The following is a 13,268-nucleotide window of genomic DNA, read 5'->3' as shown; positions in this document are numbered from 1 at the left end:
TGAGTTTCTCGGCTTAAATCTCTAATAAATCTCATAAGTCTCTTGTTTTCTTGACTTTTGTTTTAGCTTATTCTACTTTTTATTATGTGTAATTTATTTTACATAAGCACTTACTTTGCATATTTAACAGCCTAGTTGCTGCTTAAAAGGGACTCCTTAACAGAATTATTAGTTGCATCAGCAACACGGTTTGTAACTACTTTAATTTGTTTGGGCTATTAACAAGTTATATTAAAATTATTTTGCAAAGTAAATTCCAAACAGCTAATCTATTGACTTCGAGACGAATTTAGAAGCTATAAAGCATCGCTTCATTTACCTCATAACTATGTGTTTCTATGCAACAGAATTGAACCATTTTTGAATTTGATTCGCAGATTTGAATAAGATGAGCGGCACGAAACACCAAGATAGATAATAAAATTTCAGCGTGATAAAATTTTTAGGCATTGATTTGGGATGGCGATCGCAACCCAGTGGATTATGCTGCCTCGCTTGGGAAGATGGGCAGTTGCATCTGCTGGATTTAGATAGACTCGAAACAATAGAAGAAATTCTCAACTGGATTGATACTTGGGCACCCGCACCAGAACCGGCGATGATTGCCGTCGATGCCCCGACACTGATTCCCAACACTACTGGGACGCGACTACCTGATAAACTTACCCACAAATATTTTGGTCGTTATCACGCGGGTTGCTACCCTGCTAATCTAGGACTCCCCTTTGCTCAGCGCACCGTAGGATTTGGACTCAGCCTCGAATCCCGTGGATTTGCTCACGCACCAATTATCAAACCCCAACAACCGGGACGCTATCAAATCGAAGTATTTCCCCACCCAGCCATCGTCAATTTATTCAGCTTAGAGCGGATTCTTAAATACAAGAAAGGCAAGCTGGCAGAGCGTCAATTAGAACTAATCAAACTCCGCCAGTATATTGTTAATAGCTTACCAACTTTCCACCCTGCCCTAAATGTCTCCTCGTCCTCTGTGCCGATTCTCCATCTTTGGAGTTCGATGCTTGCAGAAATCCCCAGTACCCTTGCAACCTTTAAAGCCTTAGAAGATAAGCTAGATAGCCTTATCTGTGCCTATGTGGGCGCTCACTGGTGGTACTGGGGATTAGAAAGAAATTTGGTGCTGGGAGATGACACCACCGGATACATTGTCGTCCCCAAGAATCATTTTGAGTTTTAAATTTTGAATTAATAACTCAAAACTCAAAACTATCTAAGCCCAAAGAATCAGCCCCAATTCGTAGGGGCTTGATAGATTGTCGTGTTTTGGCAAAACCCGTAAAGAGAAACCCTGCAAACCACTGGAGGTATAAAGAATATCAACAGTGTAAATACTACATCCTTGTTGATCTTTGCCTTGGTAATCCATCACTACGGGAATGCCGTTGACAATTTCCCCATCGACACCAACTGCACCCTGATAAAGTTCAACTTGAACATCATCGGAGCTGAGTTCTCCCAGATTAACCCGCGCTTTGACGCTAACGGTTTGGTTGACCATAATCCCAGCCGGTTCAGAGACATCAACTTCTTCGATTTTGATGTTGTACCATTGCTCGAAGATTCGTTGCTTCCAGGCGGCTACATCCTTGGCGGGGGCGTAGTTGTCTGCGGTCATCGTAGAGTAGCGATCGCTCGCTGGGAAATATCCCCGCACTGCATACTCCCGCACCATCCGCGACGTATTGAAGAACGGACAATTCAATCGAATCGAATCCTTCATTTTGGCAGTCCACTTGCGGGGAATTCCAGCACCATCCCGGTTATAGAATAGCGGCACGACTTCCTGTTCTAGCAAGTCGTACAAAGCATTCGCTTCCACATCATCTTGATAATTGATGTCTTCATAGTCTTCTCCGTGACCGATGGGCCAGCCAGTACGGACATAATCTGCCTCATCCCACCAGCCATCCAGCACGCTCAGATTCGGCAAACCATTCATGGCAGCTTTCATCCCACTGGTACCAGATGCTTCTCGCGGACGCCTGGGAGTGTTCAACCAAACATCACAACCCGCCACCATTAATCGGGCAACATAAGTGTCGTAGTCCGGGATAAACACCACGCTGGCATTCATTCCTTCATCCCGCGAGAAATGAATGATATCCCGGATCAGTTCCTTCCCAGGCATATCCTTGGGATGAGCTTTTCCAGCAATGACGAATTGCACCCGCCGATTTGGATCGCCCAACAAGATTTTCTTGATCCGGTCTAGGTTCCGCAAAAACAGAGTTGCCCGCTTATAAGTCGCAAAACGACGGGCAAACCCGATTGTTAGCACCGTTGGATCTAATACTTCCTGCGCTTGGTCAATCTCAGAGGGAGAAGCACCGCGATCGCGCAACTTTCTCACTAGGCGATCGCGCACAAACACCACCAGTTCTGAGCGCTGACGCTCGTGATTGCGCCACAACTCCTCATCCGGAATCGACTGCACCCGCTCCCACAACGGATCGTCTACTGGCGCGTCAGACCACTGAGGGCCAAGGTAGCGGTCATACAGCTCCTGCGTTGACTTCGCTACACAAGTGCGGGCGTGGACTCCATTCGTAATCGCGGTAATCGGCACCTCATTGAGTGGAAAATCTTTCCAGAGACTCTGAAACATCTTCCGCGACACCAACCCGTGCAGCTGAGCAACCCCATTGACAAAGCTCGATGTCTTCATCGCCAGTGCTGCCATGCTAAACGGTGACGCCAAATCCCCAGTGTCCTCCCGTCCTAAGCCGAGAAACTCTTCGTGGGAAAGTCCGTAAATATCGGCATAGTGCCCCACGTAATAAAGAGCCTTATCCGGGGGGAACAAATCGAACCCAGCAGAGACAGGCGTGTGAGTGGTGAAAACTTGACTTGCTTGCGCCACTTGTTTAGCGGCGGCAAAATCCAGTTTCTCTTCCTGCATCAACATCCGGATGCGCTCCAAAATTAGAAACGCTGAGTGGCCTTCATTCAGGTGATAAACGGTGGGTTTGTATCCCAGCGCCTTCAGCATCCGGAAGCCCCCGATGCCCAACATCATCTCCTGATGAATCCGCATATCCAAGTCACCACCATACAGCTCGTCGGTGATGTCGTGGTCGTAGGGATTGTTTGGCTCAATGTTGGTATCGAGCAGGTATAGGGGCACAGTTCCCACTTGCACGCGCCAGACACGGGCATAGACGGTGCGCCCTGGATACTCTACAGAAATCCGCAGTTCCGAACCGTCAGGATTTTGCTCCGGGTGCAACGGCATATTGTAGAAATCGTTAACCGGATAGCGTTCCTGCTGCCAACCATCGGCATTGAGGTACTGGGCAAAATACCCTTCCTGATAGAGTAAGCCGACGGCAACCAGCGGTAAGCCTAAGTCACTGGCTGATTTCAGATGGTCTCCCGCGAGAACGCCCAAGCCACCAGAGTAAATGGGCAGGCAGTCGGTTAGACCAAATTCCGCGCAGAAATAGGCATAACACTCCTGAGTCCTGAGTCCTGAGTCCTGAGGACTGAGCGAGGAAGCAGAAGAATTTTCTTGTTTCTTCTCAGTCCTCTGACCGTTCACCTCATTCCTGTGTTTGCGATACCACGTCCGTTCTTGCAGGTAGTCGTCTAGCTGGCGGCTGGCTCGTTCCATGTGGGCAACAAAGCCTTCATCTTCAGCAACTTCTTGTAGCCGCGCTTGAGAAATAGTTCCCAGCATTAGCACTGGATTGTGACGGCTGGATTCCCACAAATCGCGGTCTAGGCGGCGAAATAACTCTTTAGTTTCAAAGTTCCAATCCCAATGCAGGTTATATGCCAGTTTTCGTAAGGGTTCTAGTCTTGACGGCAAGGCGGGGGAAACGTTAAATGTCCGAATCGGCTGCATTGACAAAGCCTCAAAAGTCTTAATAGAGCTATTGTGTACTCACTTCCGCTACAAGTTGGATGCTCTTTATACTCTTTTTTTGGACTGGAAATGTTGATCCCTTTATCCAGCTAGCTGCCCTTAGCAAGCTGCCGCTTTCAATCTAAAATCCTAGTTTTTCCAGGGAATATTGAGAAAATTTGTTTAGAAAAGCGCTCCTAGCACGGGAGCGATCGCCTAAAAGCGGTGAACATCGCGTCTCTTGCAACGCTGCCCTTGGGCACCATTAGTGGCATTTAGTGGCATTCGCGTGTTTATCCTCCTGGCGTCCAAACACCTTAGCTATCTGGGATCGCACCCTAGCAAAGATTCCAGTATTTCCCAGGTTCTGCAATTTCCTGGATTTTGAGCTAGGGAAAAGTTAAAACCCAGGAACCGGGTGCGATCTCGTGGTATAACAACTAAGCGATCGCTAGGGAAACTTCGCGCTCTGGCAATCGTCAGAGCAGTTTAAGCAGCTCAAACGACGGCTGGACTGACCGCTTGAGGTCAACAATCACTCCAGACTCAAGGCAAAAATGAAGCAATATTTCGGTATTATGAGAAAGTTGTTCTGCCTTTAAGGCAGCAACATTCAGCCTTTCCCGTCTGGAGTAGATATCGGTATGGTGACTCTCAAAATTGTCGTTTATATAGTCGTTGCCTTCTTCAGCCTGCTCTTTGTGTTTGGATTTTTGTCCAGCGATCCTTCCCGTAACCCAAAACGCCGGGATCTGGAATAAACAGCGATCGCTTTATGCCTCAGGCCGATGTCGGGGCAGCAGTCCACTGCGAGGCACCCTACTCAGAGTGCAGTTGAGGATAGGCATTGGTGCTGTCCGCTCAACTCCTGTTGCTAGAAGATGCCCCAACCAGTTCCGCCGCCCCCACCGCCTGCGATTATCAACACGTTGCCGCCAGAGGATGTCACTTCTCTAGCTGTCTCCGCTCAAACAATTGCATCGGATTCCCAGCGAACCCTGCAACCTGAGACCCTTGCTGCCCCGACGCAGCCGGAAACGTTTGCGCCGGAGTCTTCTTCCTCGCTCTCTGTAATTTCTATCCCCACCAGAAAAGCTGCCCCCCTTGGTGCCCCAATTTCAGTGGGTCATCCAATTGTCAGGAATGGGAGTGGTAGGGAAGAAGCATCTGTGCAGACAGACCAGAATGACGACGACCCTGCATTGTCAGCACAACGGCTTCGCCCTTACGCATACCCAGATCAGGATTTTCCGAACGTTGCTGAATTTGATGCTTCGTCGGTAGAAAATCAAGAGTCAGAACCTAGGCAAGAGAACACTGAAAGTCAGGCTGCGATCGCAAAAGAACGCGCGGCAACTCCTATGTTGCAAAAGCAGCTGCCGAGTGTCGAGCAACAGCCTCCAGAACCCTCAGAATCTCCGGAATCTCCGGAATCTTTGCCGAGTGAAACTCCGATAGAGTCTACTCCTCCAGCGCCCGTGTCGGAGGGTGAGCCTTGGCCTGAAGAGGAATTGGCACCGGCACCGGCACCCGCACCTCCCACCCCAGAAAATCAACCAGCACCCGCCCCTGCCCCCGGTACAACGCCACCTCCGCCTACGACTTCTGGCGGTACGGGAGGCGTTGTGGAATTAACTTCTGACCAGCAAGAATACGATGTAGATCGACAAGTCGTTACAGCAGAAGGCGATGTTGTCTTGCGCTACCAGGGTGCGGTAGTAGATGCGGATCGGCTACAGGTAAACTTGCCGAATCGCGTTGTAGTGGGCGACGGGAATGTCGCCATGACGCGAGGCGAACAAGTGCTGCGGGGCGATCGCGTTGAGTATTATTTTGCCCAGGATAGCGGTTTCCTCCTAAATGCCAGTGGCGAGATTTACCAGCCTTCAGCAGGGGCAGATTTTTCGAGTCCTTTACCCAATGATGCCAGTGCTGCGGCTGCCTCAGTACGACCGTTAAGCGATCGCATTACCGCCAACCAACCCGTCTCGAATATCACCAGTCCCGGCGGCTACGGACTGGTCTTTGGGGCTGGTCAGAACATCCAAAACCAGCAGTCGTTTCAGCAAGGGGGCGCAATTAACCGGTTGCGCTTTCAAGCCGATCGGGTAGATTTCGACTCCGAAGGAGCCTTTGCCACCAATGTTCGGCTAACCAACGACCCCTTTTCGCCACCAGAACTTGAGGTACGGGCAGATACAGCCAGATTCAGGCGGATTTCGCCCCTGGTAGATGAAATTACCACCACCCGCTCCCGCGTCGTTTTTGACCAGGGTTTTTCGATCCCGATTTTTCAAGATCGTAGAGTAATTGACCGGAGCGAAACCGAACCGGGTCTTCTCACCTTTGGGTATGATGCTGAAGACCGAGGCGGTGTGTTTGCGGAACGTACCTTTCAATTGATTTCTACCAACCGCGTGCGATTGCGCGTGACCCCGCAATATTTTCTTCAAAAAGCCGTTTCTGAGGGAAGCTTCCTCGATCCCTCCGTGTTTGGTCTCAGGACTAGACTAGATGCCACCCTCAGTCCTACCACAACCCTGAGAGGGTCGGCTGTTTTCACCAGTCTAGATCCAGAAGAGATTTCAAACGACCAGCTACGAGCGAGCCTGCGACTGCGCCAGATCATCGGCACCCGTCTACCCCATACCTTGAATGTAGAATATAGCTACCGCGATCGCCTGTTCAACGGCTCTCTCGGCTATCAAACTGTCCAGAGTAGTTTAGGCGCAGTTCTGACTTCTCCGGTCATTCCCTTAGGGAATACTGGCATCAACCTCACTTATCAAGCGGGTGCCCAGTTCATTAACGCAGATACAGACCGTTTAGACTTGCTCGAACCAGGACAAACCAACAATCGCGTTAGTCTCAGTCGCTATCAAGCTAGTGCCTCCCTCAACCGCAACTTTTTACTTTGGCGGGGTAAAGCTTTGCCTGCCACCCCCACCGAAGGATTGCGCTATACACCCGTGCCAGTTGTTCCCTATGTACAATTAACGACGGGCATCACCGGCGTTTATAGTGGTTACAGCAGTGGGGATAGCCAGGAATCCCTGAGTGGGAACATTGGGCTGCAAGGGCAATTCGGTCATTTCTCTCGACCTTTTTTAGATTACACCGGGTTTAATGTTACTTACTCTCAAGTTGCTCGTGGTGGCATATCACCTTTCTTATTTGACCGCCTCGTGGATACCAGCGTTCTTTCCGCTGGCATTACTCAACAGATTTATGGGCCGTTTCGCCTGGGTTTTCAAACCTCGGTCAATTTAAATACTAAGGAGAACATCAGCACCGACTACTTTCTGGAATACAGCCGCCGCACCTACAACATTGTCCTGCGTTACAACCCTGTTTTGCAGCTGGGTTCCATCAGTTTTCGGCTGAATGACTTTAACTGGTTGGGTACTCCGGAACCTTTTCCTGGCTCTGGTGTGCGTCCAGTCGTGCAAGGGGTTTCTCGTTAGAAGCGAGAGTGCAACGCTTTAAATAAAACCCCCAATAGCTGCCTGCTATTGGGGGTTTTATTTATTTAGCCCGTGCAGACGGGCATTTTTTATACGAGCGAACCTTTATTCTATTGGTTTCGGTTGCTTTTTCTTAACCTTCCTTTGCCGCTGCTTCACAGCCGTAATCGCATGGTCAGCAGGGAATCCGATCAATGGAATCACCTGATATTGCCGCTCTTGTTCAAGCTTTTTCAATTCCGTGTAATCGACCCAGTGGATACAATCGACCGGACAGGTGTCAATGGCTTCTTGAATGACTTCTTCTGAGTCTCCATCCTGCCGAACTACACGCGATCGCCCATAATCTGGCTCAATATAAAAAGTATTGCGAGCAACATGGGCACAGTGCTTGCAGCCAATACAGGTTATTTCATCAACATAGACGCCTTTTTGCCGCAGGGTGCCACCCAACTCCGGCTCCAAACCCGAACGTTCCGGTGCATCCCGCCAAATACCACCTAACTCTGGCTCCAAGCCAGAACGTTCGGGAGTTGGCTGTTCAGGAGTTGGGTAATCAGACATTAGGCACTCCAGCGCTGCACTACTAGGCGGATTGAACCATCTTCATTCTGTTTTTGCTCGGCAACTTGGAAGCCCTGCATTGCAGATTCTTTGACAACCGTGTGGTAAGCATAACGCTGAGTCACTCGGTTGAGAAACCGCTCTACAGAACCCGTTTGCTGCCAATACTGTAGGTCAGCAACAAGTTCGTATTCCTGACCGTTCCAACGAAAACCAATGTCATAACCATTTTTTTGCTCAATGGCAACATCAGCCGTAAGGGTTTGACCGCGATAGCCGCGCACTGTTTGCGGGCCAGATTTCCAATCTATTCCTAAGTCGGTCAAAGCGGCTTCTAACGAGACAAGATTGCGGATTTGAGTTTTGATGTTGCTAAAGTGTGACATGACGATTTTTTCAAATAAATTAAGTTGGACTCAAAAAAAAACTTACCTTACCACTCGCTATAAGTTGCCCCGGCTGTCGCCGTCGCACTCTGATGAATCACTGAGGCAAAAAATTCAGAAGTCGGTTCCTGAGTTAGTACCAGACCCAATTGGGCTTCAATAGCGGCAGTCACTTCGGCACAGGATTTCCCAGTAATTCCGGTGACTTTCTCCTGCACCCGACCATCCGGATAAATGATAAACTCTAGCGTTTCCATGCTCATTGGTTAGGGATTGCTCAAGTTAGGCGGCGGCACAAACCATACTGATGATGCTGCCGGATAAGACATCTTTCTTAGAACTGACTCGCTGGGATATTAATAAATTAATGTTGCTCAAATGTTGAGCAATTGAGTCACAACGAGTTAAAACGTAACAAAACTTAATTAATTAGGCGAGTCTTACTTTGATTATTTGTCAGTGTCGCTTAACTTTACATCTGCGTCAAGATAGAGAAATTATCCGAAATTGAGCAAAAAAGCCAACAGACTTCTTGAGCGATCGCTCAAGCTCTCAAAAGTGAACGAACCGGCGCGTCCAGGAGCCTGGATAATTAAAGTTTGTTCAATTGCAAGAAGACGCTATGAGTGCAGAGCAAGTCACAGGTTCAATCAACTCCCCAACCCCCATTCGAGTGGGCGTCTTGGGCTTTGGTGGACTGGGGCAGGCTGCCGCCAGAGTGCTTGCGCCAAAACGCGAGATGATCTGGGTTGCAGCTGCTGACCAGAAAGGCTATACCTACGCCGCCCAAGGGTTAGATCCAGATGCCAGCATTGGGATTTACCAAACAAGGGGTTCTCTTGGCTATTTAGAGCCGACAGGCACCCTCAGCAGCCAGAGCATCCAGGACTTAATCGAACGAGCTAAGCCGGTAGATGGATATTTCCTAGCACTGCCCAATCTGCCCAACACCTTTATGGCGTCCGTCGCGCGGCAATTTATTCAATCTGGCTGGCGGGGGGTTCTGGTAGACGCCATGAAGCGTACCAGCGCTGTCGAGCAGCTACTGGATCTGCAAGAGGAACTTCTTGCAGCAGGAATTACTTATCTGACTGGCTGTGGGGCGACGCCTGGATTGTTGACAGCGGCAGCGGCTCTTGCCGCCCAAAGTTATGCCGAAATCCATAGCGTCAAGATTACGTTTGGAGTAGGGATTGCAAATTGGGAAGCCTACCGAGCGACGATTCGGGAAGATATTGCCCATCTACCCGGATACGATGTGGAGCGCGCCAGAGCCATGAGTGATGCCGAAGTGGAAGCATTGCTGGATCAAACCAACGGCATCCTGGCTCTGGAGAATATGGAACACGCTGATGATGTGATGCTAGAGCTAGCTGGAATTTGTCCGCGCGATCGCGTTACGGTCGGCGGCGTCGTCGATACCCGCAATCCCAAAAAACCACTCAGCACGAATGTCCAAGTGACAGGTCGCACCTTTGAAGGCAAGATTTCTACCCATACCTTTACCCTTGGCGATGAAACCAGTATGGCAGCCAATGTCTGCGGCCCTGCCTTCGGCTATCTCAAAGCCGGAGTCGCACTCCATCGTCGAGGCATCTACGGTTTGTTGACCGCCGCCGAAGTCATGCCGCAGTTTGTCAAGTAGTTAACAGGTTGAAAATGGGTACGTTAGCAGGTTGATTACACTTCAACCTGCTTCAACCGTCAAACGTTGGGACTTTCAGGCAAAAAAGATTCCTGTGCCTGTTCCTCAACATCCAACATTGGGGTCTGGATGACAAAGGGGAGACAGGCTCCCATTAAGCCTCGCTTAATTCGTTCTGGCGTCTCTGGAAATACAACAAACAAAGGATATAGCTTGTCAGCGCCCTCGCTGAAAATGTGTTGATGGCGAGGCGGCATCAACCACTCATATTCTTTGTCCAGCCACACCTGCGTCTGCCGCCATCGACTCAAAAAGTCGGAAAAGTCTTCTTGGGGACGGTGAATAAAGACAAAAATCTCCACCCCCATTTTGATTTTCCATTCGGGGTCACACATTAAAATTGCCACATCACAGGGCAAGCGAATCGCTTCTCCTCTAGATGTGACAACGCCATGGCTTTCTGCTCTAGAGGAGGCATGGCGAATTCGCACCACCGGCAAAGGAATGGCGATCGCGCTCTCCTCAAACCGGCGCATACTAGGAATCATCTCCAGATAAGGTCGGTGCTGCTTGAGCAATGCGATCGCTCCAGACAGGTTACTGTACTCCGCCAAGCTAGCTTCGTAATAGGATTGCTTAACAAACATATTTTGATTTTAAATTTTCAATCTTAGATTGGAGATTAGGTCATCGTTAAGTACCATAAGCCCTCCATCCCAAATCTCATTCCCAGATAAATCTGGGAATGAGAAAAATCCAAAACCTGAAATTGATTAGCCTAGTTTGTCAAACACAGCAAACATGGGGAGATACATCGAAAGCAAAATCACCGCGACCATCCCCGCTAACACCACCATCATAATGGGTTCGAGAACGCTGGTGAGTGCTTTCACCGCTTGCTCAACCTCATCTTCATAGAAATCTGCCACTTTCATCATCATGGCATCTAACTGACCTGTCTCTTCCCCAATACTAATCATCTGAATTGCCAGGATTGGGAAAACCTGCTCTTTTTGCAAAGCTAAGCTCATCATCCCACCCTGTTGAATGTCTAGCTTGGCTGCTTCCACCGCGTTAGCAATTACCTGGTTACCCGCCGTATCTCTCACAATATCCATGCAAGTGAGAATAGGCACTCCAGAACGAGTCAAGGTTCCAAAAATGCGGCAAAAGCGAGCAACACATGATTTCTCATTCAAGTCGCCCAATAGCGGCATTTTCAAGAAAAAGCGATCCATCGTCACACGACCAACTGGCGTCTTGTAATACTGTCTGTAAACAAAAGAGGCAACGATGACAGTAATGATAGGGATGATGATCCTCCAACTTCTGAGGATTTCGCTAATCCACAGCATGAACAGTGTTAGAGCCGGTAATTCTGTCCCCAAATCTTTGAAAATGCCAGCAAAGATTGGGATCAAAAACACGGTCATACAAATAAAGACAATGATTGCCAAGATTCCCACTGCCACGGGGTATGCCATTGCCCCTTTGACTTGGTTTTGCAGGCGTGCCATATCCTCTAGGACTTTGGCTAATCGGTTGAGTACCTCATCGAGGACACCGCCGACCTCTCCTGCTTGCACCATACTGACGTATAGATTATCGAAACACTCCGGATGTTTACGCATCGCATCCGAGAGATTCACACCTTGTTGAACCTCTGAGCTAATTTCCACCAGCGCTTTTTTAAGCTTAGGATTGCTACATTGTTCCGAAAGTACGCCCAAACATCTAACAATCGCCACACCCGCGTTGACCATCGCGGCAAATTGACGAGAAAAGACGGCTTTATCCTTGACCGTAACCTTCGCTAAAGAAGTTTGAAACTCTTTTAGGTTTAATTTGCTCAGGTCAAAGGTTTGAGTTTCTTTGATATTTGCAACAGAAACCCATTTTTCGCGCAGGGCGTCGCGGGCACTCCCCAGGGAGTCGGCAACAATTTTGTCTTTCTTTGCGGCTCCTTTAGAGTCTCGAACATCAGCAATATAGGTAGGCATACCTCACCTCTAAGTGAAAGAAGAATGGCTTTTAAAAGGAAAATTTTTGTAATGGGAAGGTGTCTTCCGGGGAGGTTTTTGACAATTTCTGCTGAGGGCTGCCAGGTAGTCCAGACCGAATATGTTTCGGTCTGGACTACCTGGCATCATACAAGCTTAGTGCAATAGGTTTTACACCGCCTCGAACCTACCGAGCGCCAGCTTTTGCCCCTGTCGCTGGCGATGTCCCCAGGATACGCTGTAATTCTTCAGGTTTAGATGATTTGCCCATCGCCGCCTCAAAGGAGATGGCACCAGCTTTGACATAGCCAGCTAGAGCCTGTTCCATCGTCTGCATTCCCAATTTTGCTCCAGTCTGGATAGCAGAGTAAATTTGAGCAGATTTTCCTTCTCGAATCAAGTTAGCGATCGCTGGCGTTACCAGCATGATTTCCTGCGCCATTACCCGACCATATTCACCCGGTTTTGGATTGTGTTTGGGCACCAAGCATTGGCTGAAGACTGCCAATAACGAACCAGACAACTGAGCGCGGATTTGGGGCTGTTGCTCTGGAGGAAATACGTCCAAGATCCGGTCGATAGTACCTGCTGCTGAGCTGGTGTGCAGGGTACCGAACACCAAGTGACCTGTTTCAGCCGCTGACACCGCCAGACCAATGGTTTCTAGGTCGCGCATTTCCCCTACCAGGATAATATCCGGGTCTTCCCGGAGCGCGGCTCTCAGCGCATTCGCAAAGCTCTTAGTATCTTCGCCTTTTTGACGCTGGTGAAACAAGCTCTTGATGTTCGGGTAAACATATTCAATCGGGTCTTCCACCGTTAGAATGTGTTCTGCCCGCGTCCGGTTGATCAAGTCGAGCATCGCAGCCAGGGTGGTGGTTTTCCCAGAACCCGTTTGCCCCGTCACCAACACCATTCCTCTGGGTCTGTGAGTCAATTCCCGCACGACATCTGGTAAACCCAACTGATCGAAGTTCGGAATTTTAGAAGACAACGCTCTTAAGCACGCCGCATAGTAGCCCCGCTCTTTGTACACATTGACGCGGAAGCGAGCCAATCCCTTAACCCCATAAGAGCAGTCAAGTTCCCAGTTTTGCTCTAATTCCTTACGCTGCGTGTTGTTCAGCATACTGAAGATGAGTTTCTGACACTCCTGGGGAGGAAGCGGTTCGTCACCGATGGGATTGAGTTTCCCACTGATGCGGAAGTAAACCGGCGCTCCTGCCTGGATGTGCATATCTGAGCCGCCCATTTCAATGAGTTGCTCCATCAAGTCTTCAATCATTAATTCCATGAGGCTGTCTCCTGGGGTGATTCTTGATTTCTCAGTTGCTAATTTTCCGT

At 49.2% G+C, this 13,268-nt stretch carries 11 protein-coding genes; 4 read left to right on the top strand and 7 right to left on the bottom strand.

Translation table 11 applies throughout. From position 1 onward, the window contains the following. Positions 1-433: 433 nt before the first annotated feature. Positions 434-1,198: a DUF429 domain-containing protein gene (locus NC997_RS15430; RefSeq protein WP_190526983.1), complete on the top strand. Its 765-nt coding sequence runs from the start codon at positions 434-436 to the stop codon at positions 1,196-1,198. A gap of 33 nt (positions 1,199-1,231) precedes the next feature. Here the strand turns inward: NC997_RS15430 and glgP are convergent, their stop codons facing one another. Then, entirely contained in the window at positions 1,232-3,865 is a 2,634-nt protein-coding gene (gene glgP, locus NC997_RS15425; RefSeq protein ID WP_190526946.1) for an alpha-glucan family phosphorylase, read from the bottom strand. Positions 3,866-4,509: 644 nt separating this feature from the next. Here glgP and NC997_RS15420 point away from each other — a divergent pair. Beyond that, positions 4,510-4,626, top strand: coding sequence for a photosystem II reaction center protein I (locus NC997_RS15420; protein ID WP_190413836.1), 117 nt, complete (start codon positions 4,510-4,512; stop codon positions 4,624-4,626). A 120-nt stretch (positions 4,627-4,746) separates the two neighbouring features. Then, the gene (locus tag NC997_RS15415; RefSeq protein WP_190526944.1) at positions 4,747-7,329 is read left to right on the top strand and encodes a DUF3769 domain-containing protein; all 2,583 of its coding nucleotides are present in this window, start codon (positions 4,747-4,749) and stop codon (positions 7,327-7,329) included. Between the two features lie 105 nt (positions 7,330-7,434). On the opposite strand, the gene NC997_RS15410 is transcribed toward NC997_RS15415, so the two are convergent. The 3 genes from NC997_RS15410 to NC997_RS15400 are packed head-to-tail and all read right to left on the bottom strand — an operon-like array spanning position 7,435 to position 8,536. After that, positions 7,435-7,893, bottom strand: a complete 459-nt coding sequence (locus tag NC997_RS15410) for a ferredoxin (protein WP_190526942.1) — start codon at positions 7,891-7,893, stop codon at positions 7,435-7,437. Then, the gene (locus NC997_RS15405) at positions 7,893-8,279 is read right to left on the bottom strand and encodes a DUF1257 domain-containing protein (RefSeq protein WP_190413833.1); all 387 of its coding nucleotides are present in this window, start codon (positions 8,277-8,279) and stop codon (positions 7,893-7,895) included. Before NC997_RS15405 ends, NC997_RS15410 begins: the two co-directional genes overlap by 1 nt. Positions 8,280-8,326: 47 nt before the next feature. Continuing rightward, a complete protein-coding gene (locus NC997_RS15400; RefSeq protein ID WP_190413832.1) occupies positions 8,327-8,536 on the bottom strand; it encodes a DUF2997 domain-containing protein in 210 nt (69 codons plus the stop codon). A 365-nt stretch (positions 8,537-8,901) separates the two neighbouring features. Between NC997_RS15400 and NC997_RS15395 the strand changes: the two genes are divergently transcribed. Next, the gene (locus tag NC997_RS15395; RefSeq protein ID WP_190526940.1) at positions 8,902-9,924 is read left to right on the top strand and encodes a saccharopine dehydrogenase-like oxidoreductase; all 1,023 of its coding nucleotides are present in this window, start codon (positions 8,902-8,904) and stop codon (positions 9,922-9,924) included. A 59-nt stretch (positions 9,925-9,983) separates the two neighbouring features. Here NC997_RS15395 and NC997_RS15390 read toward each other — a convergent pair whose 3' ends face one another. The 3 genes from NC997_RS15390 to NC997_RS15380 form a co-directional block, all read right to left on the bottom strand. Beyond that, positions 9,984-10,571, bottom strand: coding sequence for a hypothetical protein (locus tag NC997_RS15390; protein WP_190526937.1), 588 nt, complete (start codon positions 10,569-10,571; stop codon positions 9,984-9,986). 126 nt (positions 10,572-10,697) lie between these two features. Then, entirely contained in the window at positions 10,698-11,924 is a 1,227-nt protein-coding gene (locus tag NC997_RS15385) for a type II secretion system F family protein (protein ID WP_190526935.1), read from the bottom strand. Positions 11,925-12,111: 187 nt separating this feature from the next. Beyond that, positions 12,112-13,218, bottom strand: a complete 1,107-nt coding sequence (locus NC997_RS15380; RefSeq protein WP_190413828.1) for a type IV pilus twitching motility protein PilT — start codon at positions 13,216-13,218, stop codon at positions 12,112-12,114. Positions 13,219-13,268: the final 50 nt, after the last annotated feature.

The organism is Trichocoleus sp. DQ-A2 (genome assembly GCF_039961915.1).
GTDB lineage: Bacteria > Cyanobacteriota > Cyanobacteriia > Cyanobacteriales > FACHB-T130 > FACHB-T130.
This window is presented reverse-complemented; position numbering and strand designations above follow the sequence as displayed.